General features: G+C 72.7%; 23 protein-coding genes. 8 read left to right on the top strand and 15 right to left on the bottom strand.

Features of this window, described 5'->3' with window-relative positions:
• Positions 1–67: 67 nt before the first annotated feature.
• Positions 68–1,702 carry a cytochrome c gene (locus MTDSW087_RS13985; RefSeq protein ID WP_144764839.1) on the top strand — a complete coding sequence of 545 codons (1,635 nt, stop codon included), beginning with the start codon at positions 68–70 and terminating at the stop codon, positions 1,700–1,702.
• Between the two features lie 382 nt (positions 1,703–2,084).
• The gene (locus tag MTDSW087_RS13980; RefSeq protein ID WP_144764837.1) at positions 2,085–2,624 is read left to right on the top strand and encodes a phosphate-starvation-inducible PsiE family protein; all 540 of its coding nucleotides are present in this window, start codon (positions 2,085–2,087) and stop codon (positions 2,622–2,624) included.
• 115 nt (positions 2,625–2,739) lie between these two features.
• On the opposite strand, the gene MTDSW087_RS30155 is transcribed toward MTDSW087_RS13980, so the two are convergent.
• Positions 2,740–2,892, bottom strand: a complete 153-nt coding sequence (locus tag MTDSW087_RS30155) for a hypothetical protein (RefSeq protein ID WP_186383844.1) — start codon at positions 2,890–2,892, stop codon at positions 2,740–2,742.
• Positions 2,893–3,086: 194 nt separating this feature from the next.
• Between MTDSW087_RS30155 and MTDSW087_RS13975 the strand changes: the two genes are divergently transcribed.
• Positions 3,087–3,665: a sugar O-acetyltransferase gene (locus MTDSW087_RS13975; RefSeq protein ID WP_144764915.1), complete on the top strand. Its 579-nt coding sequence runs from the start codon at positions 3,087–3,089 to the stop codon at positions 3,663–3,665.
• A 149-nt stretch (positions 3,666–3,814) separates the two neighbouring features.
• A complete protein-coding gene (locus tag MTDSW087_RS13970) occupies positions 3,815–4,894 on the top strand; it encodes a sensor domain-containing diguanylate cyclase (RefSeq protein ID WP_144764835.1) in 1,080 nt (359 codons plus the stop codon).
• A gap of 10 nt (positions 4,895–4,904) precedes the next feature.
• On the opposite strand, the gene MTDSW087_RS13965 is transcribed toward MTDSW087_RS13970, so the two are convergent.
• The 4 genes from MTDSW087_RS13965 to MTDSW087_RS13950 form a co-directional block, all read right to left on the bottom strand.
• Positions 4,905–5,420 (bottom strand): hypothetical protein, encoded by a 516-nt coding sequence (locus MTDSW087_RS13965; RefSeq protein ID WP_144764833.1) that lies wholly within the window; start codon positions 5,418–5,420, stop codon positions 4,905–4,907.
• Positions 5,421–5,479: 59 nt separating this feature from the next.
• Positions 5,480–8,668: an efflux RND transporter permease subunit gene (locus MTDSW087_RS13960; protein ID WP_144764831.1), complete on the bottom strand. Its 3,189-nt coding sequence runs from the start codon at positions 8,666–8,668 to the stop codon at positions 5,480–5,482.
• Positions 8,661–9,752 (bottom strand): efflux RND transporter periplasmic adaptor subunit, encoded by a 1,092-nt coding sequence (locus tag MTDSW087_RS13955; protein ID WP_238179047.1) that lies wholly within the window; start codon positions 9,750–9,752, stop codon positions 8,661–8,663. Before MTDSW087_RS13955 ends, MTDSW087_RS13960 begins: the two co-directional genes overlap by 8 nt.
• A 117-nt stretch (positions 9,753–9,869) precedes the next feature.
• Positions 9,870–11,054 carry a sensor histidine kinase gene (locus tag MTDSW087_RS13950; RefSeq protein WP_144764830.1) on the bottom strand — a complete coding sequence of 395 codons (1,185 nt, stop codon included), beginning with the start codon at positions 11,052–11,054 and terminating at the stop codon, positions 9,870–9,872.
• 198 nt (positions 11,055–11,252) lie between these two features.
• Here MTDSW087_RS13950 and MTDSW087_RS31220 point away from each other — a divergent pair, with 198 nt between their 5' ends.
• Both MTDSW087_RS31220 and MTDSW087_RS13945 read left to right on the top strand, forming a co-directional pair.
• Positions 11,253–11,387, top strand: coding sequence for a hypothetical protein (locus MTDSW087_RS31220; protein WP_280525267.1), 135 nt, complete (start codon positions 11,253–11,255; stop codon positions 11,385–11,387).
• A 127-nt stretch (positions 11,388–11,514) separates the two neighbouring features.
• Positions 11,515–11,778, top strand: coding sequence for a hypothetical protein (locus tag MTDSW087_RS13945; RefSeq protein ID WP_144764828.1), 264 nt, complete (start codon positions 11,515–11,517; stop codon positions 11,776–11,778).
• Positions 11,779–11,891: 113 nt separating this feature from the next.
• On the opposite strand, the gene MTDSW087_RS13940 is transcribed toward MTDSW087_RS13945, so the two are convergent.
• The 6 genes from MTDSW087_RS13940 to MTDSW087_RS13915 form a co-directional block, all read right to left on the bottom strand.
• Positions 11,892–13,439, bottom strand: coding sequence for a SulP family inorganic anion transporter (locus MTDSW087_RS13940; protein WP_144764826.1), 1,548 nt, complete (start codon positions 13,437–13,439; stop codon positions 11,892–11,894).
• 11 nt (positions 13,440–13,450) lie between these two features.
• Positions 13,451–14,149, bottom strand: coding sequence for a carbonic anhydrase (locus tag MTDSW087_RS13935; RefSeq protein WP_144764824.1), 699 nt, complete (start codon positions 14,147–14,149; stop codon positions 13,451–13,453).
• Positions 14,150–14,382: 233 nt separating this feature from the next.
• Positions 14,383–14,670 carry a hypothetical protein gene (locus tag MTDSW087_RS13930; protein ID WP_144764822.1) on the bottom strand — a complete coding sequence of 96 codons (288 nt, stop codon included), beginning with the start codon at positions 14,668–14,670 and terminating at the stop codon, positions 14,383–14,385.
• Positions 14,671–15,345: 675 nt separating this feature from the next.
• The gene (locus MTDSW087_RS13925; RefSeq protein ID WP_144764820.1) at positions 15,346–17,598 is read right to left on the bottom strand and encodes a xanthine dehydrogenase family protein molybdopterin-binding subunit; all 2,253 of its coding nucleotides are present in this window, start codon (positions 17,596–17,598) and stop codon (positions 15,346–15,348) included.
• On the bottom strand, positions 17,591–18,649 hold the full coding sequence (locus MTDSW087_RS13920; protein ID WP_144764818.1) for an FAD binding domain-containing protein: 1,059 nt from the start codon (positions 18,647–18,649) through the stop codon (positions 17,591–17,593). The genes MTDSW087_RS13925 and MTDSW087_RS13920 overlap by 8 nt, the downstream gene beginning before the upstream one ends.
• Complete coding sequence (locus MTDSW087_RS13915) at positions 18,646–19,155, bottom strand: (2Fe-2S)-binding protein (protein ID WP_144764816.1); 510 nt, start codon at positions 19,153–19,155, stop codon at positions 18,646–18,648. The genes MTDSW087_RS13920 and MTDSW087_RS13915 overlap by 4 nt, the downstream gene beginning before the upstream one ends.
• A 262-nt stretch (positions 19,156–19,417) precedes the next feature.
• On the opposite strand from MTDSW087_RS13915, the gene MTDSW087_RS13910 reads away from it, so the two are divergent.
• On the top strand, positions 19,418–20,968 hold the full coding sequence (locus MTDSW087_RS13910; RefSeq protein WP_186383843.1) for an alkaline phosphatase D family protein: 1,551 nt from the start codon (positions 19,418–19,420) through the stop codon (positions 20,966–20,968).
• Between the two features lie 7 nt (positions 20,969–20,975).
• Here the strand turns inward: MTDSW087_RS13910 and MTDSW087_RS13905 are convergent, their stop codons facing one another.
• The 4 genes from MTDSW087_RS13905 to MTDSW087_RS13890 form a co-directional block, all read right to left on the bottom strand.
• Positions 20,976–21,650: a DUF1028 domain-containing protein gene (locus MTDSW087_RS13905; protein ID WP_144764814.1), complete on the bottom strand. Its 675-nt coding sequence runs from the start codon at positions 21,648–21,650 to the stop codon at positions 20,976–20,978.
• Between the two features lie 4 nt (positions 21,651–21,654).
• Entirely contained in the window at positions 21,655–22,071 is a 417-nt protein-coding gene (locus tag MTDSW087_RS13900; protein ID WP_144764812.1) for a RidA family protein, read from the bottom strand.
• A gap of 15 nt (positions 22,072–22,086) precedes the next feature.
• The gene (locus MTDSW087_RS30150; RefSeq protein WP_186383842.1) at positions 22,087–23,289 is read right to left on the bottom strand and encodes a LysR substrate-binding domain-containing protein; all 1,203 of its coding nucleotides are present in this window, start codon (positions 23,287–23,289) and stop codon (positions 22,087–22,089) included.
• A gap of 264 nt (positions 23,290–23,553) precedes the next feature.
• Positions 23,554–23,988: a YybH family protein gene (locus tag MTDSW087_RS13890; protein ID WP_144764810.1), complete on the bottom strand. Its 435-nt coding sequence runs from the start codon at positions 23,986–23,988 to the stop codon at positions 23,554–23,556.
• 252 nt (positions 23,989–24,240) lie between these two features.
• On the opposite strand from MTDSW087_RS13890, the gene MTDSW087_RS13885 reads away from it, so the two are divergent.
• Entirely contained in the window at positions 24,241–24,984 is a 744-nt protein-coding gene (locus MTDSW087_RS13885; RefSeq protein WP_238179646.1) for a TVP38/TMEM64 family protein, read from the top strand.
• The last annotated feature ends 1 nt before the right edge of the window (position 24,985 follow it).

Raw genomic sequence — 24,985 nt, 5'->3', positions numbered from 1 at the left:
GGGGCGGACTCCCCGACCTTGCGTGCATTTGCACCTGTCTCCCGGCGGTAACCCGGAGGAGAGCACCATGGACCGCATCGCCGCCCTCGCCCTCGCCGGGCTCCTCGCCGCCGCCCCGGCCGCGGCGCAGGACCCGAACCCCGCCGATCCCGACCTGATCGCGCGCGGCAAATACCTCGTCACGGCGGGCGATTGCGTGGCCTGCCACACGGCGCCGGGGGGCAAGCCGTTTGCCGGCAACTACCGGCTCAACACCCCGATCGGCGCGATCATGACGCCGAACCTGACGCCGGACCCGGAGACCGGCATCGGCAAGTGGGACTACGCCACCTTCGAGCGCGCCTTCCGCCAGGGCATCGGCGACGACGGCGAGTATCTCTACCCGGCCTTCCCGTTCGGCTGGTACACCAAGGTCACCGACGAGGACACCAAGGCGATCTTCGCCTTCCTGAAGTCGCTGCCCCCGGTGAAGGAGGCGCGCAAGGACAACGAGATCCCCTTCCCGTTCAACGTGCGCACCACGCTCGTCACCTGGCGCACCGCCTTCTTCGGCGAGGGCCGCTTCAAGCCGGACCCGCAGGCCAGCGCCGAGGTCAACCGCGGCGCCTACCTCGTGGAGGGGCTCGGCCATTGCGGGATGTGCCACAACGAGCGCAAGCTCGTGGGCAATACGAGCCTCGCCGGCCGCTTCGGCGGCGGCGTCATCGACGGCTGGTACGCCCCCAACATCACGCCGGACGGCCACCAGGGCATCGGCGCATGGTCCGACATGGAGGTGGTCACCTACCTGAAGACCGGCACGGCGCCGGGCACCCGCCCGGGCGTGGCCGCCGGCCCGATGCGCCAGACCATCGAGGAATCGCTCTCGAAGATGTCCGACGCCGACCTCAAGGCGATGGTCGCGTATCTGCGCACGGTCCCCGCCAAGCAGACCTACCAGGAGAAGAACCTCCAGGCCTTCGACGGCAAGGGCGCGCCGGGGGGCGCCACCTACCTCACCTACTGCTCCTCCTGCCACCAGCCGGACGGCAAGGGCATCCCGGGCGCGGTGCCGGCGCTCGCCGGCAACACCTCGGTGCAGTCCAGGGGCCCCGAGACGGTGCTGCGGGTGATCTATGGCGGGCTGGCTGCGCAGAGCGGCTACGCGCCGATGCCGGCGATCGGCCAGGAGATGACCGATGTCGAGGTCCGCAACGTCGTGGACTACATCCGCAACAGCTGGGGCAACAGCGCGCCGGTGATCGATTCCGACAGCGCCGCCTCCGACGCGCGGGCGGCGACCCAGACCATGCTCGCTGGCAACGCCCCCTGCGCCGAGGTCGCGCAGGACACGGTGCGCAAGGCCTTCGACTCGGCCGGCGCGGCCGAGCGGCTCAAGGGCCTCGCCCGCGAGCCGGTCACCCAGGAGAAGGTCGTGCCGATCCTGGCCCAGCTCCTGCCGCAGGTGAAGGCGGCCTACGGCGCCAAGCCGGCCGAGACCGGCGGCCAGAGCGTGGACGACGCCCTCGTCAACGGCCTCACCAGCCTGTTCTGCCAGGTGGGCAAGGACCCCTATCTGGAGCGCCAGAAGGCCGGCGCCCCGGAGGCCGCCCGCCCCTGGGCCTCGGTGCTCGGCTCCTTCGCCAGCATCGCCTACAGCCAGGCCCGCAACCCGGAGAAGCGAGCGAGCGCCGGCGCGCCGGCGACGCCGGCCCGGCCGTGAGCCGGGGGCGCCCTCTCTCGGCGGAGAGACCGTATCGGATCCGCACGAGGGTATCGGCCGAGCGCGACGCGCCCCCTCTCCCGTTCGGGGGAGGGTTGGGGTGAGGGATGAGAAGCTTCCGGAGTGGTCGCGACGGTGAGGCGGCTCCGGCTCCGCCTTATCCGGCGCGTTCTCGACCCTCACCCTGTCCCTCTCCCGACGGATCTCGGGCCTGCCCGAGATCCGCACCCGGATGCCCAAGTCGGGCAGGCCCGACTTGGGTGGAGAGGGGACCCGCGCCTTTCGCGGAAGGCGTTTGGGAACGGGAACGGGAATGACCTGCGAGCGGGGTGTGGGCCGACCGGATCCCGCCGGACCGCAGGCACGCACCAGGAGGGGCGCGATGGCCGACGAGTCGCAGGAGGAGCCGGGCACGCTGACCCGGGCCTCGACCTTCCTGTTCCTGCACACCGAGCACGCGATCTACGCGATCCTCGGCCTGTTGCTTGCGGCCACCGCCATCCTCGCGCTGTTCGATGCCGGGCGGCTGACGCTGGAGGCCAGTCACTCGCTCGGCCGCGCGCCGCAGCTCCTCGAAGTGGTCGACCGGCTGCTCTTCCTGCTGATGCTGGTCGAGATCCTGCACACGGTGCGGGTCTCCATGCGCTCGGGGAAGCTGACCTGCGAGCCGTTCCTGATCGTCGGGCTGATCGCCTCGATCCGGCGCGTGCTGGTGGTGACCCTGCAATCCTCGGAGATCACCCACAGCAAGGACTGGACGCCGGAGAAGCAGGCGCTGTTCCAGGCCTCGATGATCGAGCTCGGCGTGCTGGCCGGGCTGATCCTCGCCATGGTGGCGTCGATCTTCCTGCTCCACCGCGCCCGCGACGACGGGCGCCCGGCCGGCGAGGAGCACACCCCCGGGTCGGACGAGACGGGCTGAGGCCGGCGGTCGGGACCGCGCGTCTCCCCCTCCCCGCAGATCTCGGGCCTGCCCGAGATCCGTTCTTGCCTGTCCAGATCGGGCAGGCCCGATCTGGATGGGGAGGAGAGGGCCCTCAGTACGGGCGCGGCGGGTTCAGGTAGGCCGAGCCGCCGCTGCGGGGCACGAGGATGCCCTCGGCCTCCATCTCGTTGCGGCGCCGGGAGGCCAGGATGTCGAGCCCGGCGACGACGAGCCACGAACAGGCGATGACGATAAAGAAGCCCATCCCGATCCTCCTGGCCGAAGTCGCGTGACGTCGCGTGAGGCCAGGGGAACTAGGGCACGCGCCGCCGAAGGGGATAGCGCCCCGGCCAAAGAGCGCCGCGTCCCTGATCCGGGCGGCTGCGCGGGCTATGTGTGGGGTTCGGACGGATCGAGCCCGGAGAGATCATGACGCGCGCGAACGAGCTGGATGAGAGCATGGACCAAGGGGCCGACCAAGGGGCGGACCCGCGCTCCCAGAAGCAGAGGATGCTCGCCGGCGACCTCTACATCGCCGACGATCCGGAGCTCGCCGCCGACAACCGGCGCGTCTCCGCCTGGATGGACCGCTACAACGCGACGAACACCCTGGGCCAGCCCGAGCGGCAGGCGCTCCTGGCGGAGATGTTCGCCCGCGTCGGGGAGGGCTGCAACATCCGCCCGCCCTTCCATTGCGACTACGGCTACAACATCAGCCTCGGCCGCGGCGTGTTCATGAACTTCAATTGCTGCGTCCTCGACGTGGTCGCGGTCACCATCGGCGACATGACCCAGATCGGACCGGGCGTGCAGATCCTCACCGCCGACCATCCGCGCGATCCGGCCCAGCGCCGGCAGATGCTGGAATTCGGGCGCCCGGTCGTCATCGGGGCGAATGTCTGGATCGGCGGCGGGGCGCTCATCATGCCGGGCGTCACCATCGGCGACGACGCGATCATCGGGGCCGGCAGCGTGGTGACGCGCGACGTGCCCGCGGGCGCGGTCGCCGTCGGCAACCCCGCGCGGATCCGCGGATAGGGCGCTCTCCGCCGGAGTGGAGGCGGGTCGAACGCAAGGACAGGCCGGGACGGAACCGGATGCGGCAGGTCGAGCCCGGGTGTTAACCGGACTTCAATCCTGCCATAGTCACGCTTCCATGCTCCACGACGTGCAGGCCAGCCCACGGCATGTCCCACGACGCCGTTCCCGACCCGTCGCGTCCCCGCCCCGCCCTCCCCTGCGGCCTCTCCCTCGTCCGCGGCGTCCGCCTGGAGCGGCTCGCCACCCTCTGCGCCGAGGTCGAGGCCCGGAACGCCCGGAGCCGCGATCGGCCCCACGGGCCGGCAGCGGAGGCGGTGGCGGCGGCCGGGTTCGGCGTGTTCGAGTGCCGGCTCGCCGACGAGAGCCTGACCTGGACCGACGCGGTCTACGACCTGTTCGGGCTGCCGCGTGGGACTGCCCTGCGCCGCGGGCGGGCCCTCGACCACTACCCGCCGGATTCCCTCGCGATGCTGGAGCGGGTGCGCGCCGCGGCGCTGGCCGCCCGGCGCGGCTTCGATCTCGACGCCGAGATCGTCACCGCCCAGGGGCAGCATCGCTGGATCCGGATCAGCGCCTCGGTCGCCTGCGCGGACGGGGTGCCGGTGCGGCTGTTCGGGCTGAAGCGCGACGTCACCGCCGAGCGGCAGGAGCTGGAGCGGCTGCGGATGCTCGCCGAGCGCGACGCCCTCACCGGGCTCGCCAACCGCGCGGTGTTCGAGGCGCGCCTCGCCGCGCTCGGCGGCCGGGGCGGGGGCGCCCTCCTCCTCGTCGACCTCGACCGGTTCAAGCCGGTCAATGACGGCCACGGCCACGCGGTGGGCGATGCCTGCCTCGCGGAGATGGCGGCCCGGATCCGCCGCGTCTGCGCGGAGACCTGCGCCGAGGCCCGCGCGCCCATGGGCCTCGTGGCGCGGATCGGCGGCGACGAGTTCGCCGTCCTCCTGGAAGGCCTGCCCGATCCCGCCCTGCCGGAGCGTCTCGCCGCGCGGATCGTGGCGGCGCTCGCCGAGCCCGTGCGGCATGCGGGCCTGACCCTGCAGCTCGGCGCCTCGGTGGGCATCGCCCGGCAGGCCGGCTGCGAGCCGGCCGAGCTGTTCGCCCGCGCCGACGGGGCGCTCTACGCGGCCAAGGCCGCGGCCCGGAACACCTTCCGCAGCTTCGACCACCAAGCCGACCCGGCGCCGGGCGCGCGCCGCGTGCCCCGGGCGGCGCTGGTCCGGCTCTGATCGACGCGCCCTATCGCACCGAGACCTTGGCGTCGTACTCGGCGGCGGTGCCGTCGGCGTTGATCACCAGCAGGCGGAAGCCGTCGAGGCCCTCGAAGCCCTCCTCCGGCTCGTAGGTCATCCGCGTGCCCGGCACCTTGCGGGCGTTGCAGGCGGCGAGCGGCGCGCTCGGCCCGTAGCGCGGGAAGGAATCGACCGCCGTGAAGCTGACGCGCCCGTGCTGGGGCGGGCTCAGCGTGCGGATCACCACCGGGCCGATCGCGGAGCAATCCGGGTAGAGCGAGGTGAAGAAGCCGATGGCGCGCACCTCGCCCCGCGGCACCACGCGGTGCATGGGGAAGGTCGGGATCGCCTGCGGGTCGGATGCGGGCGGGCTCGCGGGGGGATTGGCGGGAGAATTCGGAGCTGGCGGCGCGAGCGGCGGTGCCGGCAGGCTCGGCGGCGGCCCGGCCGGCGCCGGGGCCGACAGGGCGGGGCAGGCGGTGACGAGCAGGGCCGCGAGGGCGAGGCGCAGGGCCGGACGCATGAGAATCGAATCCTCCGGAATCGGGATCCTCCATAGCAGGTTCCGGCCCGGGCGGAGCCTCACGCCTGCGGGAGCGGCCGCGCTTCCGCTCCGACCTTCGCCTCCTCCCCGCCGAAGCGGGCGAAGCGGAGCGCCAGGCCCGGCAGGACGAGCAGGTTCAGCACCGTCGAGGTGACGAGGCCGCCGAGGATCACGATCGCCATCGGCCCCTCGATCTCGCGGCCGGGCTCGCCGGCGCCGAGCGCCAGCGGCATCAGCCCGAGCCCGGTCACCAGCGAGGTCATCAGGATCGGCACCAGCCGGTCGGCGGCGCCCCGGATGGCGGTGGCCGCGTCCCAGGGCTGGCCCTCCGCCACGACGAGATGCTCGTAATGGGCGATCATCATGATGGTGTTGCGCAAGCTGATGCCGAACAGCGTCACGAAGCCGACGATGGAGCCGAGCGAGAGCAGGCCGCCGGTCGCGGCCACCGCCACGACGCCGCCGACGAAGGCGAAGGGCAGATTCACCAGGACCAGGGCGAGGTTGGCGCCCGAGCCCGTCACCACGGCGAGCAGCAGCACGATGCCGAGCCCGGCGAGGCCCGAATGCAGGAGGAGGTCGCGCCGCGCCTGGGCTTGCGCCTCGGCCGAGCCGGCGAAGGAGACGTAGACGCCCTCGGGCAGGCGCACCTCCTTGGCGATCTTGCGCTTGGCCGCGGCCACGAAGCTGCCGATGTCCCGGCCCACCACGTTGGCGGTCACCGCCTGGACGCGCTGCGCGCCCTGGTGCTGCACCTGGTAGCGCCCGGTGGTCTCGTAGATGTCGGCGACCTGGGACAGGCGGATGTAGCGCCCGCCGGGCGTGCGCAGCGGCAACTCGCCGAGGCCCGCGATCCGCCCCCGCGCCCGCTCGTCGAGGATGACGATGACGTTGAACACGGCGTTGCCGACATAGGACTGGCCGACCACGTCGCCCTGATAGGCGGTGCGCACCGATTCCAGCACCTCGATCGCGTCGAGGCCCCAGTGGCGCAGGTCCGCGGGCCGCAAGGAGGCGTTCACCTGCGGCATGCCGGCGGGCGAGACCTGCTGCACGTCGCGGGCGCCGCGCACCTCGGCGAGCTCCCGCGCCACCGCCTTCGCGGCGGAATCGATGCGGTCGAGGTCGTTGCCGATCAGGTTGACCACGACCGGCGCGGTGAAGCCCGAGACCGTCTCCTCGATGCGCTCGGTCAGGAAGGTCTTGAGCGAGAAATGGGCGCCCGGGAAGCCGGCGGCGAGCGCCCGGATCCGCGCCTCCACCGCCTTCTGGGCGGCCCCGTCGAGGCCCTGGTCGAGGTCGATATGGATCTCGCTGTAATGGGTGCCCGCCGTGTCCTGCCCGGCCTCGGCCCGGCCGATCTGCGAGGCGACCGCCCGGATGCCGGGGATGGCGCGCAGCGCGTCCGTGATCCGCACGCCCATCCGCTGCGATTCCTGCAGGGAAGTGCCGGGCGCGCCGGCCATGTGCAGGATCAGGTGGCCCTCCTTCAGGTCGGGCAGGAAGGTGCCGCCGAGCAGCGGCAGCAGCGCGGCGCCGCCGAGGGTGGTGAGGACGGCGAGCGCCATCATCCAGCGGGGATGGCGCCCGATGCGGGTGAGGAGGCCCGCATAGCGCGCCCGCGACCAGGCCATCACCGGGGGCTCGTGCGCTCCGGCGGCCTGTCCGCCCGCCCGCCCGCCGAGGAGCAGGAGGCTCAGCGCCGGCGTCACGGTGAGCGCGACGGCGAGCGAGGCGACGACCGCGAAGATGTAGGCGAGCGCCAGCGGCCCGAACAGCCGGCCCGCGACCCCCGACAGGGCGAGCACCGGCAGGAAGACGAGGAGCACCGCGAAGGTCGCGTAGGCCACCGCCGTGCGCACCTCCAGGATCGCGTCGAGGACGATGCGGGCGGACGATGTGGGATCGCCCGCGGCCCGCCGCTCGCGCAGGCGCCGGACCACGTTCTCGACGCCGATCACCGCATCGTCCACCACCTCGCCGATGGCGATGGCGAGGCCGCCCAGCGTCATGGTGTTGAGGCTCTCGCCCGCCGCCATCAGGGCGAGCACCGCGGCGACGAGGGAGAGCGGGATCGCCGCCGCGCTGATCAGGCTGGTGCGCCAGTCGGCGAGGAAGACGAAGAGCACGATGACGACGAGCGCCCCGCCGATGCCCAATGCCTGGAGCACGTTGCCGTTGGCGACCGCGATGAAGTTCGCGGGCCGGAACAGGTCGGGCCGCACCGCGATCCCTTCGCGGGTGAGCGCCGGCTTGAGGTCGGCGAGCGCCGCCTCGACGCGGTCGGTGACCTCCAGCGTGTTGGCGCCGATCTGCGCGCCGACCATCAGGAGCACGCCGGGCTTGCCGTCGATCAGCGCCGCGCTGATCGGCGGCTCGGGGGCGGCGCGCACGGTGGCGACGTCCGCCAGCACCACGCTCGCCCCGCCCTCGTTGACGAGGACGGTGCGGCCGAGCACCTCCGGGTCGAGGGCCTGGCCCTCGGTGCGCAGCACCACGCGCTGGTTCGCCGTGTCGACGAAGCCGGCCCCGCGCACGCCGGTGGCCTTGCGGGCGGCGGCGAGCACGTCGTTGAGGCCGACGCGGAAGCGTACGAGGTCGTTCGGGCGCACCTGCACCTGGAGCGAGCGCACGCCGCCGCCATAGACCGAGACCTGGGCGATGCCCGGCACCGCCAGCAGCCGCTGGCGCACGGTCCAGTCGGCGACGGTGCGCAGGTCGAGGTCGTCGCGGGTCTGCGAGGTCAGGCCGACGAGGAGCACGGTGCTGGTCGAGGAGGTCAGCGCCGTCATGGAGGGCGGCATCACCCCCTGCGGCAGGCGGCCGGTGAGCGCGACGAGGCGCTCGCCGACGCGCTGGCGCACCCGGTCGATGTCGCTGCCGGCGCGGAACACGGCGGTGATCACCGAGAGGCCCTGGATCGAGGAGGAGCGCAGGGTCTCCAGCCCCGGCAGGCCGTTCACCGCGACCTCGATCGCCTGGGTGACCAGCACCTCGACCTGTTCCGGGTCGAGGCCCGGCGCCTCGGTCTGGATCACCACCGTGGGCGGCGCGAATTCGGGGAAGACGTCGTACTTGGCCCGGCCCAGCGCGAACAGGCCGAAGACGAGCAGCGCGCAGGCGAGCGTCAGCACCACCCGCGGCAGGCGCACCGAGAACCCGACGAGGGCGGCCTGGAGGCCCGAGGGCCGGCCGTCGTGCCCGCCGCCAGTCCCGCTGTCAGTCATCGTCGTCGCCCGCCACCCGGATCTGGCTCTTCAGCTCCTCCGAGAGCAGCGCCTGCCCGCCCTTCAGCACGATCTCGGTGCCGTCGGCGAGCCCCTCGGCCACGTAGGCGTCGTCCGACATGGGCGGGTCGGAGCGGATCGGGTGGCGGACATAGGCGCCCTCCCCCACCGCCCGGTAGACCCAGGTGCCGCCCTGCCCGTGCACCACCGCGTCCTCGGGCACGAGCACCCCGGTCACCGTGCGCTCGGAGGGCAGGAAGGCGAGCGTGCTCATGCCGGGCAGGAGCCCGCTCTCGCCGGAGACGAGGTAGTAGAAGCTCTGGCCCTGGATGCGCGGATCGGTGCGCGTGGCCGGGCTCACGAAGCGCAGCGCCACCCGGTCGCTCTGCGGCGGCACCTCGGCGAAGGCTGCACCCGGGGCGGCGCCCACGGACTCGCCCGGCGGCAGGGTCACCTGCATCAGGAAGTCGGTGCGCTCGATCAGGCGGGTGACGGCGGGCGCGCGCTCGACGATGGCCTTGCCGATCACCGGCCCCCATTCCTGCTGGGCGGTGGCGGCGAGCGTCCGCAATTGCGATTCCGCGGCCATCAGGGCGGCCTGGTCGGTCTGGTAGGTGCCCTCCGCCGTCTCGACCTGCACGGGGGTGGCGTATGGGCCGAGATTCTTCGCCCGCCGCGAGGCGTTGCCCGAGACCTCGGCCCGGGCCCGGGCCTGCTGGAGCTGCGCCTTGGCGCTCAGATAGGCGTTGGTCAGCTCGGTGACCCGGGCGAGGTCGAGGACGAGGCCGTAGGCCTGCAGCTCCTGGCGGTGGGGCAGCGCCCGGCGCACCTCCGTGACGAGGCCGACCTGGGCGCGCTCCTCGGGGCTGAGGCGCACGATCGTGCGGCCGTCCTCCACTGCCGTGCGCGGGGCCGGCAGCGGCGCCTCGGCGGCGGGCGCGCGGCGCAGGTCCGCGAAGAACGGCTCGGTGCGGGCGCGCAGGGCGGCGCCCTGCTCCGTGGCGGTGAGGGCGACCAGCGCCCCGGCCAGGAGGACGAGGCCCGCAAGCAGGACCGGGCGTCGCCGCCGCTGAACCACAGACACCCCTCCCGCTCGCGACCCGGCCGCTTCGCCCTTCCCTACGTCGGAGGATCGGATACGGCCATTGCCACTTTTGCCCGGTTTTGATGTCCGGATCTACCCGTATTCGAGCCGCGTCCCCTACCCCGCCAGCGGCACCGCGAGGTGGAAATGCGCGCCCTGCCCGTCCCGGGGCGTGGTCAGCGTCGCGCCGAGCTGGCGGCTGAGGTTCAGGACCACGCGCATGCCGAGGCTGCGCGAGGCCCGGGCGATGTCGAAATCCTCCGGCAGGCCGACGCCGTCGTCGGCGACGTCGAGGGCGAGGCCCTCCGCCATGCGGGCCGCGCGCACGCGGATCTCGCCGCCCGCGGGGAAGGCCGCCTCCGGATAGGCGTACTTGACCGCGTTGGTGACGAGCTCGTTGACGAGGAGGCCGATCGGGATCGCCTGGTCGGCGGCGATGCGCTGGGGCGCCACCGTGCAGACGAGGCGGTGGCGCGGCGCGCCGCTCTGCAGGTTGGCGGTCAGGGTCAGGAGGAAGGGGGCGAGGTCGATCTCGCCGGGCGTCTCGTCGCGGTCCCGGTCCCCCTGCCGCCAGAGCTGGTCGTGCACGCCCGCGATGGCCTCGACGCGGGAGCGCGCGTCGATGAGCGCGGCCCGCACCGCCTCCCCGTCCGGACCGGTCTCGGCGCTGCGGGCCTGGAGCGCCAGCAGGCTCGCGACGATGGCGAGGCTGTTCTTGACGCGGTGGCTCATCTCGCGGGCGAGCAGGTCCTGCCGGGCGAGCGCCGCGCGCAGCAATTCCTCCGTGCGCTGGCGCTCGATGGCGCTGCCGAGGAGGTTCGCGAAGCCCTGCATGAAGGCGATGTCGGCCTCGCCGAACATGCCCTCGCGGGCGTCGTCCACCTCCAGCACGCCGAAGGCGCCGTCCCGGTTCTCGATCAGCACGTTGATCGCCCGGCGGATGCCGTGCTCCGCCATGAGCCGGGGCGTGCGGAAGCGCGTCTCCGCGGCGAGGTGGTTCGAGATCACCGGCCGGCCGGTCTTCATGGCGAAGCCAGCGGGCGAGGCGAGGTCGGCCCCGACCCGGGCCTTGCCGACCACGTCCGGCGCCCAGCCGACGCCGGCGCGCACCAGGAGCATGTCCTCGCCGCGGCGATACTCGAGCGCCTTGCAGAACTGCGCGCCCATCCCCTCGGCGCAGAGCTCGGCCGCCCGCTGCAGCAGGCCGTCGACGTCGTCGCCGCGCAGGGCCTCGACGCCGAACTCGGACAGGATGGCCTGCTGGCGCAGGCGGACGGACAGGTCTGCGGAACAGGGGTCCATGGCGACCGGATCTCTAGCAGGAACCGGGGCCGGACGCGATGCGCGGGCCCGCTGGGCAGCCCTCCGGCGGCTACCATGGATCTGGAATAACTTCATCGTTTACGACCAAATTCATTTTGGATTCATGTGTTGCAGATCTGCACTTTCCTGGGATCCCGGCGCGGATAGACGGATTTCGTCGCTCTTGGGAGACAATCCGTGACCTTTCATCGCTCCGCCTCGAAGTCGCTCGCCCTCGCCGCGCTGACGGCCGTCATCGTGCTCGGCACCGCCGCCTGCGCCACCAAGCCGCCGCCGGCCCCGGCGCCCACGCCGGTGCTCAAGAAGGGCTGATCTCCGGCGCCGCGCGCCTCGGGGGCGCGCGGCGACCGCTCCGCGGCGGTTCGCCGCTCCGGCCCGTTCGCGGGACCCCGGCCCCTCCAGGAGCGGTTGGTCGAGCTGACCGACGAGGAGGGCAGGCATGGCCGGCGACACGCAGGGACTATCCGACAAGGCGCTCTCGATCTTCGCCTTCGCGGCCTATCACCGCCTGCTCAGCGGCGGGCGCGTCGCCTCGGTGGTGCGCAAGGACGGCGCCGGCCACGAGGCCGATGCGGAGGGCGTGGCGGAGCTGGAGAGCCGCGGCCTCGCCACCGCCGACGAGACCCGCATCGACCTCGGCGAGGCGGCCGAGGCCTTCACCGAGCAGCTCGTCGAGGCGATGCGCCGCGAAGCCGGCCGGTAATCGCGGGATCCCGGCGTCTTCCAGGGCTCCGCCCTGGACCCGCCAAAGGCCTGAGGCCTTTGGAAACCCGGAATGAAAGGGGCCCTCCCCTGCGGACGGGGGAGGGCTTGGGCTCAGGCCGCGGCGACGGCGGCCGCGAGCTTGCGGTGCGGGGTGCCCTCGCCGCCGACCACGGCGACGCGGGTGCCCTCCGCGGCGCGGCGGCTCGCCCAGTCCTCGATCATCTCCAGGCAGGTGTGATCGATATGGGCGAGGCGGTGGGTGGAGAGCCGCACCTCGCCGCCGACCGGCGTCTTCTCCAGCGCCTCGGTGAGGCGGGGCAGCTGGAGGAAGGTCGCCGAGCCGGAGAGGCGCAGCTCCGGCACGCCCGCCCGCTCCGGCGCCGCCGCGTGCTCGATCTTCAGCGGACCCTTGCGGAGCGCAGGGATCACCTGGATCAGGCTGAGCACGAGGCCCAGCACCACGCCGGAGAGCAGATCGACCAGCACCACGGTGAGCATGGTGGCGAGCCAGATCCCGGCGGTGAGGAGGCCGTAGCGCTCGTGCAGGTGCAGGGCGTGGGCCGGGCTGGCGAGGCGCCAGCCGGTGACCACGAGGATGCCGGCGAGCGCGGCCGTCGGCACCAGCGTCAGCAGCCAGGGCAGCACGAGCAGGAAGGCCAGGATCCAGGTGCCGTGCAGCACCGTGGAGGCCCGGCTCGCCGCCCCGGCCTGGACGTTGGCCGAGGAGCGCACGATCACGCCGGTCATCGGCAGGCCGCCGAGGAACCCGCAGATCACGTTGCCCACACCCTGCGCGCCGAGCTCGCGGTTGTACTGCGTGCGCGGCCCGTCATGCATGCGGTCGACGGCGGCCGCCGAGAGCAGGCTCTCCGCGCTGGCGATGACCGCGATGGTGAGCGCCATCACGATCAGCGCCGGCTCGGCCAGCCGCCCCCACAGCTCCGCCGCGGGCAGGCCGATGCTCGACAGGATGGCCTCCGGCACCTCGACGCGCTTCACGTCGAGGGCGCCGAAGCCCGCGAGCGCGGTGCCGGCCACGACGCCGATCAGGGCGCCGGGCAGCACCTTCAGCGAGGCCGGGCGGACGCGCTCCCAGCCGATCATCGCCGCGATGGTGACGAGGCCGACCGCGACCGCGCCGATCCGGTTGCCCTCCCCGGTGACGAAGTTGAAGAAGGCGGCCGGGATCGCCACGAGGTTGTCGAGCCCGCTCGCCTGCGGCACCGCGTCGGTGAGGACGTGGATCTGCGCGAGCACGATCAGCACGCCGATGCCGGCGAGCATGCCGTGCACCACCGCCGGCGAGATCGCCCGGAACCAGCCGCCGACGCGCAAGGCGCCGAAGGCGAGCTGGAACGCGCCCGCGAGCACGAGCACCGGGCCCAGCATGTCGAGCCCGTGCTGGCGCACGAACTCGAACACGATGACGGCGAGCCCGGCCGCCGGCCCGCTCACCTGGAGCGGCGAGCCTGCGAGCAGGCCCACCACGATGCCGCCGACGATGCCCGTGATCAGGCCCCGTTCCGGCGGCACCCCGGAGGCGATGGCGATGCCCATGCAGAGGGGCAGCGCCACGAGGAAGACGACGACGGAGGCCGGCAGGTCGCGCGACAGGGTCTGGCGCGCGGAGGCCGGCAGGAAGCGGGAGAGAGCCTGCACCGGATCTCTCCTCACTCGGCGGCCACCCGGGCATATTCGGGCGCGGCGACGCGGGGGGCGGGCGCCTCCGCCACCGGCAGCTCGGCCTCGTGCACCAGCGGCACGAAGCGGCCGGCCTCTCCGTCATAGGCGAGCAGCGTGCCGGTCTCGATCTCGAAGAACCAGCCGTGCAGGCGCAAGCGCCCCTTGGCGAGTGCCGCGGCGACGCTCGGATGGGTGCGCAGGTTCGCGAGCTGGACGATGACGTTCTCGAGCGCCAGCGCCCGGTGGTGTTCCTTCGGGTCCATGCCGGCGGGATAGGCCTCGCAGACGATGCGCTCGGCCGCCGCCGCGTGGCGCAGCCAGGCCGCGACGTTGGGCATCTTCGCCAGCGCCTCGGGGTTCATCAGCCCTTTCATGGCGCCGCAATCGGAATGGCCGCAGACCACGACGTCGCGCACGCCGAGCGCCACCACGGCGTACTCGATCGCCGAGGAGACGCCGCCGTTCTGCTGCGCGAAGGGCGGCACGATGTTGCCCGCGTTGCGGCAGACGAACAATTCACCCGGCCCCGCCTGGGTGATGTGCTCGGGCGAGACGCGCGAATCCGCGCAGGCGATGATCAGCGCGTTCGGGTGCTGCCCGTCGCGGACGAGCTGCTCGTACATCCGGCGCTGGCCGGGGAAGACCTGGGCCCGAAAGGTCGAGATGCCCTGGATGATGGTGTCCACGTGAGAGATCCTCGTGATTGGCGAGAAGGTCTACGGTGACGTGCGGCGCGCGAGGCGGGGCCCGAGGGCGCCGCAGCGATCGGCGTCGCAGCGATCGGCTTCGCTAGAGATCGGCGTGGCGACGGCCGGCACGGGGGCCGGCCGCCTGCGCGGCGTTCTGCGCGAGGGGGGGCCTCGCCGCAGGATCGCTGCGGTGCAGGCCCGAGTTTCGTGGCGTGCGGGAGCGGGTGGGATCAGCGTCGCGGCTGTGCGCTCCCGCCGATCGCCCAGTGCGGGCTCACGGCCCGGCGCTCGACGGCGATGGCGGGGCCGTCGCGGTACATCGGCGCGCCGAGGATCTGCCCGGTGCCGCGGCGCTGCGAGTGCAGCGAGCGGGGGTCGTGGTAGGGGTCGCTGACGTAGGAGCTCATATGCGCGCCGCCGGCGGGCATGCGGCTCCCCCCACCCCCCTCGCCGGCCAGGGCGGCGGCGGGCAGGCCCAGGGCGATGGCCAGGGCGGCGGCGGTGACGAAGTGTTTCATGATCTAATCCTTCCTCTTGTGCGGTGTTTGCGCGCAGTCTGTGTGTTCTGCGTCGATGAGAGGAAGATAGCCGCAAGTAACAATTTTATCTGTGCGTAATGGCACGTAGATGTACTACTAAATATAATCCATTATGCTTTTACACTTGCGTGCCTGAGCGCACATGGGGCAATCAAATATTGGATGCAATGGATGAGATCGCGAGCTCGGCCGTTGGGTGCGCCGCATCATTCCCGCTGATCTGAGGGATGCCCGGGATGCGCGGTCCGTGCCCGAGGCGGGCCGGCTCGATCTGGAATGGGGAAGGGCGTCGCCCGAAGCGGGTCGCGAGAGGGAAGCGACGGTGCCGGATGGGGCGTGGGTCCTCTCTCCACCCAAGTCGGGCCTGCCCGATTTGGGCACCGGCTTTGGGCACCGGCTTGGTCACTGGGCTGCAGATCTCGGGCAGGCCCGGGATCTGTCGGGAGAGGGACAGGGTGAGGGGTGATACCGCGTCCGGTTGATCGGACCGGACGCGGTCTCGGCAAGCCCGCGCGGCGCTTGAGCGAAGGCGACATCCGCCATCGCGAAGGGATCACCCGGATGTCGTATGACCCCTCCCCGCAAGGGGGAGGGAGACCCGCGCCCCGGCCTGAACCGGGGAGAGGGCGATGGCGTCCGGAAGCGCGGCGTCCCTCAGCCGAGCAGCCGGTCGAGGGTGATCGGCAATTCGCGCACGCGCACGCCGGTGGCGTGCCAGACCGCGTTGGCGATGGCGCCGGCGGTGCCGGTGATGCCGATCTCGCCGACGCCCTTCACGCCGAGCGCGTTCACGTGGGGGTCGTCCTCGTGCACGAGGATCGCCTCCATCTCCGGCGTGTCGGCGTTCACGGGCACGTGGTACTCGGCGAGGTTGTCGTTCAGGAAGCGCCCGGTGCGCGGGTCCAGTGCCGCATGTTCGTGCAGCGCGAAGGACAGGCCCCAGATCATCCCGCCGAAATACTGGCTCTGCACGAGGCGCGGATTGATGACCCGGCCTGCCGCGAAGGCGCCGACGAGGCGGCTCACCCGGATCTGGCCGAGATCGGGATCGACCTTCACCTCGGCGAAGACCGCCCCGTGGGCGTGCATGGCGTAGCTCTTCTGCGCCGCCGGATCGGCCGAGGCCTTGCCCGTCCCGGTGATCCGGTCGCGCCCGGCGCGGCCTAAAATTTCGCCGACGCTCTCCGAGCGGCTCTCGTCGTCGCGGCGGATCAGGCGCCCGGCGCGGGCGATCACGCCGGCATTGCCGGCCCCGTAGAGGGGCGAGGCGGGATCGGTGGTGGCGATCTGCGCGAGCTCGGCGATCACCGCCTGCCCCGCCGCGTGGATGGCGCCGCCCGCGGTCGCGGTATGGGCCGAGCCGCCGGCGATGCCGCCGCTCGGCATGGTGGACGAGCCGATCTCGAAGGTGAGCCTGTCGATGTCGATCCCGAGCCCGTCCGCGGCGATCTGGGCGAGCGCCGTCCAGGCCCCCTGTCCCATATCCTGGGCGCCGATCACCATCGTGCCGCTGCCGTCGGCGCGCAGCTCGGCGCTCGCCTGCGCCTCGAACATCAGGGCCGGGAAGGTGGCGGTGCCGAGGCCCCAGCCGACGAGAAAGCCGTCGGCGTCGCGCATCTGGCGCGGCTCGCGCGGGCGCTTCTCCCAGCCGAAGCGCGCGGCGCCCTGCTCGTAGCAGGCGCGCAGGGCCTTCGAGGAGAAGGGCCGCCCGGAGATCGGCTCGACCTCGGCGTAGTTCACGAGGCGGAATTCCAGCGGGTCCATACCGCAGGCGATCGCCATCTCGTCGATCGCGCTCTCCAAGGCCGCGCTGCCCGTGGCCTCGCCGGGCGCGCGCATGAAGAGCGGCGTGCCGGTATCGACCCGCACGCCGCTGTGGCGCACGGAGAGGTTCGGGGTGGCGTAGAGGGTGTGGCTGACCCCACCCGCCGGCTCGAAGAAGTCGTCGAAGCGGCTCGACGCGGTCAGCGTGTGGTGGTCGAGCGCCGTGAGCTTTCCGGCGCCATCCGCGCCGAGGCGCAGGGTCTGGCGGGTCTCGGCCCGGTGACCCATCGGCCCGTACATGTTCTCGCGGCGCGCCACGAGCTTCACCGGGCGGCCGACGAGGCGCGCGGCCATGCAGGCGAGCACCTGCGGCCCCGAGATCACCCCCTTCGAGCCGAAGCCGCCGCCGAGATAGGGGCTCTCGATGCGGATGTTCTTCGGCGGGATGCCGAACAGCCCGGCGAGGCGGCCGACCGCGGCGGTCAGGCCCTGGCTCGGGGTGTGCAGGGTGAGGCGGTCGCCGTCCCACGCGGCCACCGCCGCGTGCGGCTCCATGGCGTTGTGGTACTGCGCGGGCGTCTCGTAGACCGCCTCGATGCGCTGCGCGGCGGCGGCGAGGCCGGCCTCCACGTCGCCGTGGCCCTCGTCCGGCGGCTGGCCGATGCCGACGCCCGGCGGCTTGAACGGCGCCTCCGCGTCGAGGCCGATGCGGGGTGCCTCCGCCTCGTAGCGGGGCGCGAGCAGGCGCGCGCCCTCGGTGGCGGCCTCCAGCGTCTCGGCGATGACGACCGCCACCGGCTGGTTGGCGTAGCGCACGGAGGCGTTCTGCAGGAGGTCGAGCCGGAAGGTGAAGGGCCCGTCCTTCGCGTCCGGGTCCTTGGCGAGCCGGGGGGCGTTGTCCGGCGTCATCACCGCGACGACGCCCGGATGGCGCTCCGCCGCCGCCACGTCGAGGGCGGTGACGCGCCCGCGGGCGATGCGGGCGGTGCAGAGGGCGGCATGCAGGGTGCCGGGCGGCAGGTTGTCGGCGGAGAAGCGCGCCTGCCCCGTCACCTTGAGCGGGCCCTCGCGGCGGGTCAGCGGCTCGCCGATGCTGCCGACATTGCCGGCGCCCTGGCGCAGGCGGGGTGCGGTCTCAGGCATGGATCGCTCCGGCGGCGTGCGAGAAGGGGGAGGCGGGAAGTGCCGGCATCCGGGTCGGCGTGCCGGCGCGCGCGAGCGCGAGGGCGCGCATGACGGTGCGGCGGGCGAGTTCGACCTTGAAGGCGTTCTCGGGGCCCGAGGGCTTGGCCCCCGCCACCAGCGCCGCGGCGGCCCTGGCGAAAGCGGCATCGTCCGGGCTCGCCCCGCTCAGGGCGTCCTCGGCCTCGGCGACCCGCCAGGGCTTCGGCGCGACCCCGCCGAGCGCGAGGCGCGCCGCGCCGATCCGCCCGCCGTCGAGGGTCAGGGCGGCGGCGGCCGAGGCGGTGGCGAAGGCGTAGGAGGTGCGGTCGCGGACCTTGAGGTAGCGGGCATGGCCCGCGAAGGCCGCGGCCTCGGGCGGCAGGATCACGGCCGTGACGAGCGCGCCCGGCTCCAGCACGGTCTCGCGCTCCGGATGGTCGCCGGGCAGAAGGTGGAAGTCGCCGATCGGCACCGTGCGGCGGCCGCCGGCATCCTCGATCTCCACCAGGGCTCCGAGCGCGGCCAGCGGCACGCAGAGGTCGGAGGGGTGGGTCGCGATGCAACGGTCGCTCCAGCCCAGCACCGCGTGGATGCGCGTCGCGCCGCCGATGGCCTGGCAGCCGGCACCGGGCTCGCGCTTGTTGCAGGGGGAGGCCGGGTCGTAGAAATACGCGCAGCGGGTGCGCTGCATCAGGTTGCCCGCCGTGGTGGCGGCGTTGCGCAGCTGCGCCGAGGCCCCGGCCAGCAGCGCCTCCGCCACCATCGGATAGGTCTTCGCGACATGCGCGTTCCGGGCGAGGTCGCTGTTGCGCACCAGCGCGCCGATCCGCGTCGATCCGTCGGGCTGCGGCTCGATCCTGTCGAGACCGGGCAGACGGGTGATGTCCACGAGCCGCGACGGCGTCGCGATCCCGCCCTTCATCAGGTCGATGAGGTTGGTGCCGGCGGCGAGATAGGCGGCCCCGGGCTCGGAAGCCGCGGTCACCGCCTCGGCGATGCTGGCGGCGCGGGTGTATTCGAACAGGTTCACGCCGCCTTCTCCCGGGTCTCGCTCGCGCTGTCCGCCCGGGCGGCGTCCACCACCGCCTCGGTGATGCCGGCATAGGCGCCGCAGCGGCAGAGATTGCCGCTCATGCCCTCTCGCACCCGCTCCACGTCGATCTCTTCGCCGGCCTCGCGCATCTCGCGGATCAGGCCGACCGCGCTCATGATCTGGCCGGGGGTGCAGAAGCCGCACTGGAAGCCGTCATGGGCGATGAAGGCCGCCTGGACCGGATGCAGCGCGTCGCCCTTGGCCAACCCCTCGACGGTCTCGACCGAGGCGCCGTCGAGGCTCACCGCGAGGGCGAGGCAGGCATTCACGCGGCGCCCGTCGACCAGCACCGTGCAGGCGCCGCACTGGCCGCGGTCGCAGCCCTTCTTCGAGCCGGTGAGGTGGAGGCGCTCGCGCAGGGCGTCGAGCAGGGTGACGCGCGGATCCTCCAGGACGAGGTCGCGCCGCTCGCCGTTGACGGTGAGCGTGAGGGGAATGCTCAATACGGGCTCCCGGAAGCGCAGTCTGGAACGACTTCAGCTAGATCCGGCCCGGCAACCGCCCAGGGGGGCTTCCGCTCCCGCATGTGCGCAACGGCACATCGTCATTCCCCTGTCAGACGTGTGCGCTCTCTGTCGGGAGGGCGGGTCCCGGTCGATCGTTTCGAATCGGCAGACACCCTCTCCTCCCCCTTGCGGGGAGGGGGACAGGTGCTCGCCCCCGGTCGGATCGACCGCCAGCCGTATGACAGACGCGGAGCGCCCGATGACCCTGCTGACCCGCCGCCGTCTCCTCGCGGGCGGAGCCGCCCTGGCCGTCGCCCGTCCCGGGATCAGCCGCGCCGCCGACCGGCCGGCCCTCAGCCACGGCCTGCAATCGGGCGACGTGTCGGGGGATTCCGCCATGGTCTGGGCCCGAGCCGACCGCCCGGCCCGCGCGGTGATCGAGTGGGCGACCACCGAGAGCTTCCAGGACATCAAGGGCGGCGTCTTCATCGATGCGCTGCCCGAGAGCGACCTCACCGTGAAGGCGGCGCTTCCCGGCCTGCCGCCGGACCAGGAGATCTTCTACCGGGTCCGCCTGCAGAGCCTCGCCGAGCCGGCGCTCCTCGGCGAGCCGCTGGTCGGCCGCTTCCGCAGCGCGCCCGCGAGCCCCCGCGACGTCAGCTTCTGCTGGTCGGGCGACACGGTCGGCCAGGGCTGGGGCATCGACGAAGACCGCGGCGGCATGACGATCTACGCCGCGATCCAGCGCAACCGGCCGGACTTCTTCCTGCATTCCGGCGACACGATCTACGCGGACGGGCCGATCCAGGCCGAGGTCAAGCTTCCCGACGGCAGCCTCTGGCGCAACCTCGTCACCGAGGAGAAGGCGAGGCCCGCCGAGACGCTGGCCGAGTTCCGCGGCGCCTACAAGTACAACCTCCTCGACCGCAACCTGCTGGCGATGAACCGCGCGGTTCCGATCCTGGCGCAGTGGGACGACCACGAGGTCACCAACAACTGGTGGCCGGGCGAGCCCCTCACCCGGCCCGAGCACCTGCGCAAGAAATACGAGGCCGGCAACAGCCTCGTGCTCGCTGCCCGCGCAGCGCGCGCCTTCCACGAATACATGCCGATGCGCTTCGAGCCGGCCGAGCCGGGCCGCGTCTACCGGAAGATCTCCTACGGGCCGCTGCTCGACGTGTTCCTGCTCGACATGCGCAGCTATCGCGGGCCGAACGGGACCAACGACGAGACGGAGGAGAGCGCGCGCACGCAGTTCCTCGGCCCCCAGCAGGTGGCCTGGCTCAAGCGCGAGCTGAAGGCCTCGCGCGCCACCTGGAAGGCGATCGCCGCCGACATGCCGCTCGGCCTCGTCGTCACCTACGACACCGACCGGAATTTCGGCTCGGAGGCGGTGGCGCAGGGCGACGGGCCGCCGCTCGGCCGGGAACTGGAGATCGCCGGCCTGCTGCGCTTCATCCGCGACGAGGGGATCCGCAACACGGTCTGGTTCACGGCCGACGTGCACTACACGGCGGCGCATTACTACGACCCGAACAAGGCCCGCTTCCAGGATTTCGCGCCGTTCTGGGAGTTCGTCTCGGGGCCGCTGCACGCGGGCACCTTCGGCCCGAACCGGCTCGACGACACGTTCGGCCCCCAGCTCCGCTACATCAAGGCGCCCGAGGGCGGGCGCCAGAACCTCTCGCCGGCGGAGGGCTACCAGTTCTTCGGCCACGTCGCGATCGAGGGCGCGACGCGCCGCATGACCGTCACCCTGAAGGACGCCGCCGACACGGGCCTGTGGAGCACGGTGATCGATCCGGCGTGAGGGGCGGTCACAGATCCCCCGGCACGCCGTAGCTCGGGGCGGCGGCGGGATCGAGGGCGCGGGTGACGTAGGCGTCGAGCTGGGGCTTGTAGAGCGCCCAGAGCTCGGCGAGCGCGGCGATCGGGCAGGATTCCGTCCAGTCGACGCGCAGGTCCGCCACCGGCCAGGCGACCTCGCGCACCAGCATCAGCCCGGCCGAGTGCACGGGCCCCGCCTCGCCGCCCGCATCGAGCGCCCCCCGCATCGCCGCGATCAGCCGGTCGCCGAGATGGCCGTTCGAGCCGAGGAAGGCGTCCACCATCACCTGCGGCACGCCCGCATCGGCGAGCAGGTTGCCGCCGCAGGCGACGTTCTCAGCGCGCGCCTCCGCCCAGATGCCGAGCGCCTTCGGGCCGGAATGGATCGCCGAAAGGCCGCCCGCATCCACCGCCAGCACCTGGCGGTACTCCATCGGGCCGCCCGTCCGCCGGAGCACGGCGACGGCCTCCGCCGCGCTCGCCCCCAGCGCCATCAGGTCGAGGGCGCGGCGGCCGAGCCGCGGATCGGTGACGTTCTGGCTCGCCACCGCGCCGACGCCGGCCCGCGCATGGGCGCAGCGCGCGGCCACCGCCGGCGAGGAGGAGGAGACGGCGACCCCGAACATGCCGGTCGACGCGCAGCGCGCCACGATCGAGAAGGTCATGCTCTCAATCCGGGATCACGGCGATGGCATCGATCTCGACGAGCCATTCCGGCCGGGCGAGCGCCGAGACCACGATGCCCGTCGAGACCGGGTGCACGCCCTTCAGCCAGCGCCCGACCGTGCGGTAGACCGGCTCGCGGTAGCGCGGATCGATCAGGTAGATCGTGATCTTGCAGACGTGCTCGAGCTTGGCGCCGGCCTCCTCCAGCAGCATCGCGATGTTGGCCATGGCCTTGTCGGCCTGCCCGGCCGCGTCGCCGATGGCGACGCTCTCCGCGGTGTCGAGGTCCTGGCCGATCTGGCCGCGCACGAACACCATCTGCCCGCGCGCCACCACGGTCTGGCAGAGGTCGTTGTCGATGGCCTGCTCGGGATAGGTGTCGCGGGTGTTGAAGGGGCGGATGCGCTTGTGCACGGTCATCGGGTCGTGTCTGCCTCAGGGCGTGGGTTCGAGGGCGGGCATCTCGGCGGGCGCGTCCGCGAAGCGGGCGGCGCAGGCCCGGCGGAAGGCCTCCGCGGCGGGGCCGAGCCGTCCCTCCGCCCGGCGGGCGAGGACGAGGCGGCTCGGCGCGACGGCGCGGTCGAGGGGGCGGCTCACCAGCGGGCGCCCGTCATAGGACAGGCCGGAGGCCGGCCGCGTCGCGAGGAGCGCGTAGCCGAAGCCGTGGGCGACGAGGCCGCGGGCCATCTCGAAGGAGAGGGTCCGCACCCGCACCGTGGGGGCGAGCCCCGCCGCCTCGAACAGCGACAGGAAGTAGCGCCCGCTCGGCGGCGCATCGAGCAGGATCATCGGCTCGGACGCGAGGTCCTCCAGCGCGAGCGCGGCGCGCGCGGCGAGCGGGTGGCCTTCGGCGAGCAGCACGTAGGGCTGCAACGCGTCGAGCGGGTCGGTGGCGAGCCCCTCGCCGAGGTCGAGGTCGTAGACCAGGGCGAGGTCGACCTCGCCGGCCTTCAGGCCCTCCACCACCCGGCGCTGGTCGCCTTCGAGGAGCTTCAGGTCGATCGCGTGGCCCGCCTCGGACAGGCGCCCGAGCAGGCCCGGCAGGAGATGCGGCCCGAAGGTGTGGAAGGCGCCGACCCGCAGGGCCTCGGTGGCCGGGGGCGCCTCGGCGGCGCGGTCCGCGTGGCGGGTCGGCGTGCCGTAGGCGCGGTTGGCGTAGATCAGCGGCGAGCCGGGCTCGGCCCGGTAGAGGTCGGCCACCGCGCCGAAGAAGACGTAATGGGTGCCGACCTCGACCTGGCTCACCAGGCGGCAATCGAAGGCCACCAGCGGGTCGACCACCCGCGGCGCGCCGGTGACCTGGGTGGTCCAGCGCGCGCAGGAGAACTTGTCGCCGTCGGGGGTGCGGTAGCGGCCGGCGAAGCAGTCCGAGATGTAGGATTGGTCGTCGCGCAGCACGTTCACGCAGAACACGCCGTTCTCGCGGATCGCCTCGGCCGCCCGGCTCTGGCGGTGCACGCAGACGAGGAGCGTCGGCCGCTCGGTATCGGCCGAGACCGAGGCCATGGCCGAGACGGTGACCCCGAAGCGGCCGGCCGCCCCGTCCGTGGTGACGACGTTCACCGTGCAGGCGGCCGCCGCCATGCCGCCGAGGAAGCGGGCGCGCAGGTCCGGGTCGGACGGCGTCGGCTGGAGCATGCGGTCCTCCTGGGGATTCGTCCCCGGGTTGGCGCGGTGAGCGCAACCCTAGCGCAGGCGGCGCGGGGGCCAAGAAAGCATTTCCGCGGCTCTGGTTCGGAAGATGCGAAGCGGGCCCTCCTCCCGCACAAGGCGGATCGGGACGGCCCGGACGAGGGTCTCATACGACATCCGCGATCCCTTCGGGATCGCGGATGTCGATGTCGCTCACGCGCCGCGCGGGCCTGCCGATCCGGCTTCCGCTTGGATCGACCGGAAACCGGATCAGTTCCAGGTGTGCAGCACGGTGCGCCACGCGCCGTCACGGCGCTCCAGCACGTTGACCCAGTTGCCCTCGAAGGTCTTGCGTGCACCCCCCTCCCCGGGGCCGGACATCGCCCAGCGGCCGGTGGCGATGAGCAGGTCGCCCTTCGGCTGGGCCGATTTCACCGTGACCTTGTGGTCGTCCCAGCCCTTGGCCTTGAGGCCCGAGAAGAAGGTCGCGATGCCCGTGCCGCTCTGCGGCTGCCCCTTGGTCACGACGATCGCGTCGGCGGCGTAGAGCTTGGACAGGCGGTCCATGTCGCCGGCATTGTAGACCTCGTCCCACGCATTCGCCGCGGCCTGGGCCTCGTTCAGGGGCTGGTCCGCGACGGCGGCGTCCGGCCGCAGGGCTGCGGCAGCCAGGAACAGGAGAGCGGCGGCTCCGGCACGTATCATTGTCCCCTCCGGTCTGATGTGGATCGCGGTCCGTGCCGCGGAAATTGATTTTAGCGCATCCCCGGCCGTCCGAAATCGCGCGCTGGTCTCAAACGGATACAGTTCTGGTCCGATCGAAAGCTTCGGGCCGATCCGGTCCCTAGCCGATGCCGGGTCACGCCGTGCGATGGACGGCGCTGGCGCGCGGCGCGAGAGGAAACCTGTGGCCGCCTCAAGACTTTGTGAGCAGGGGTCGAGCGGGAAAGGATCGGCGTGGGCAAAGGGGTCATGCGCGGGCGGATTTTGGCCGAGGGCATCCTGCGCGCGGGCGCCTTGCGCGACGGGCTGGTGGTGGCCGCCGCCGCCGCGGTCACGGTAGCGATCTGGTATCTCCTGCCGGTCGATGCGTGGCTGCGCGGGTTCGGGGCCTGGGCCACGGGGCTCGGCCTCTACGGGCCCCTCGCCTTCGCGGCGATCTTCCTCCTCGCCACCCTGCTCGTCGTCCCGTGCACGCCGCTCACCATCGCGGGGGCCGTCGCCTTCGGCTGGTGGTCGATGCCGATCGTGCTGGCCGCGGCGACGCTCGGCTCGCTGACGGCCTTCCTGGCGGCCCGCTCCCTCCTCCAGGACCGGGTGCGCCGGATCATCGACCGGCGGCCCGGCTGGAAGGCCACCGCCGAGGCGGTCGGCGACGGCGACTGGCGCCTGCTCCTGCTGATGCGCCTGAGCCCCTTCGTGCCCTTCAACGCCCAGAACTACGCGCTCGGCATCACCGATGTCGGCACCGGCGCCTTCCTGCTCTCGACCGTGCTCGGCATGCTGCCGGGCACGGTGCTCTGCGTCTATCTCGGGGTGATCGGCCGTGCGGCCGGGCAGGAGGGCCCGGTGCACTGGCTCTCCCTCGGCCTCGGCCTCGCCGCCACCTTCGGCCTCGTCGTCCTCACCCGGCGGCGGGTGCGGGCCAAGCTCAAGGCGCGGGAATCCCGCGTCCGGACGGAAGCCTGCGCCGGGACATGAC

Source organism: Methylobacterium dankookense (assembly GCF_902141855.1).
GTDB classification, from domain to species: Bacteria; Pseudomonadota; Alphaproteobacteria; order Rhizobiales; family Beijerinckiaceae; genus Methylobacterium; species Methylobacterium dankookense.
This window is presented reverse-complemented; position numbering and strand designations above follow the sequence as displayed.

Bases quoted from the DNA above. Each gene is read 5' to 3' on its own strand.
- MTDSW087_RS13980 (WP_144764837.1), top strand. From the start codon at position 2,085: ATGGCCGACGAGTCGCAGGAGGAGCCGGGCACGCTGACCCGGGCCTCG.
- MTDSW087_RS30150 (WP_186383842.1), bottom strand. From the start codon at position 23,289: ATGCTCCAGCCGACGCCGTCCGACCCGGACCTGCGCGCCCGCTTCCTC.
- MTDSW087_RS13890 (WP_144764810.1), bottom strand. From the start codon at position 23,988: ATGATACGTGCCGGAGCCGCCGCTCTCCTGTTCCTGGCTGCCGCAGCC.
- MTDSW087_RS13985 (WP_144764839.1), top strand. From the start codon at position 68: ATGGACCGCATCGCCGCCCTCGCCCTCGCCGGGCTCCTCGCCGCCGCC.
- MTDSW087_RS13900 (WP_144764812.1), bottom strand. From the start codon at position 22,071: ATGACCGTGCACAAGCGCATCCGCCCCTTCAACACCCGCGACACCTAT.
- MTDSW087_RS13930 (WP_144764822.1), bottom strand. From the start codon at position 14,670: ATGAAACACTTCGTCACCGCCGCCGCCCTGGCCATCGCCCTGGGCCTG.
- MTDSW087_RS13970 (WP_144764835.1), top strand. From the start codon at position 3,815: ATGTCCCACGACGCCGTTCCCGACCCGTCGCGTCCCCGCCCCGCCCTC.
- MTDSW087_RS13960 (WP_144764831.1), bottom strand. From the start codon at position 8,668: ATGACTGACAGCGGGACTGGCGGCGGGCACGACGGCCGGCCCTCGGGC.
- MTDSW087_RS13965 (WP_144764833.1), bottom strand. From the start codon at position 5,420: ATGCGTCCGGCCCTGCGCCTCGCCCTCGCGGCCCTGCTCGTCACCGCC.
- MTDSW087_RS13925 (WP_144764820.1), bottom strand. From the start codon at position 17,598: ATGCCTGAGACCGCACCCCGCCTGCGCCAGGGCGCCGGCAATGTCGGC.
- MTDSW087_RS13975 (WP_144764915.1), top strand. From the start codon at position 3,087: ATGGACCAAGGGGCCGACCAAGGGGCGGACCCGCGCTCCCAGAAGCAG.
- MTDSW087_RS13905 (WP_144764814.1), bottom strand. From the start codon at position 21,650: ATGACCTTCTCGATCGTGGCGCGCTGCGCGTCGACCGGCATGTTCGGG.
- MTDSW087_RS13950 (WP_144764830.1), bottom strand. From the start codon at position 11,054: ATGGACCCCTGTTCCGCAGACCTGTCCGTCCGCCTGCGCCAGCAGGCC.
- MTDSW087_RS13945 (WP_144764828.1), top strand. From the start codon at position 11,515: ATGGCCGGCGACACGCAGGGACTATCCGACAAGGCGCTCTCGATCTTC.
- MTDSW087_RS13910 (WP_186383843.1), top strand. From the start codon at position 19,418: ATGACCCTGCTGACCCGCCGCCGTCTCCTCGCGGGCGGAGCCGCCCTG.
- MTDSW087_RS30155 (WP_186383844.1), bottom strand. From the start codon at position 2,892: ATGGGCTTCTTTATCGTCATCGCCTGTTCGTGGCTCGTCGTCGCCGGG.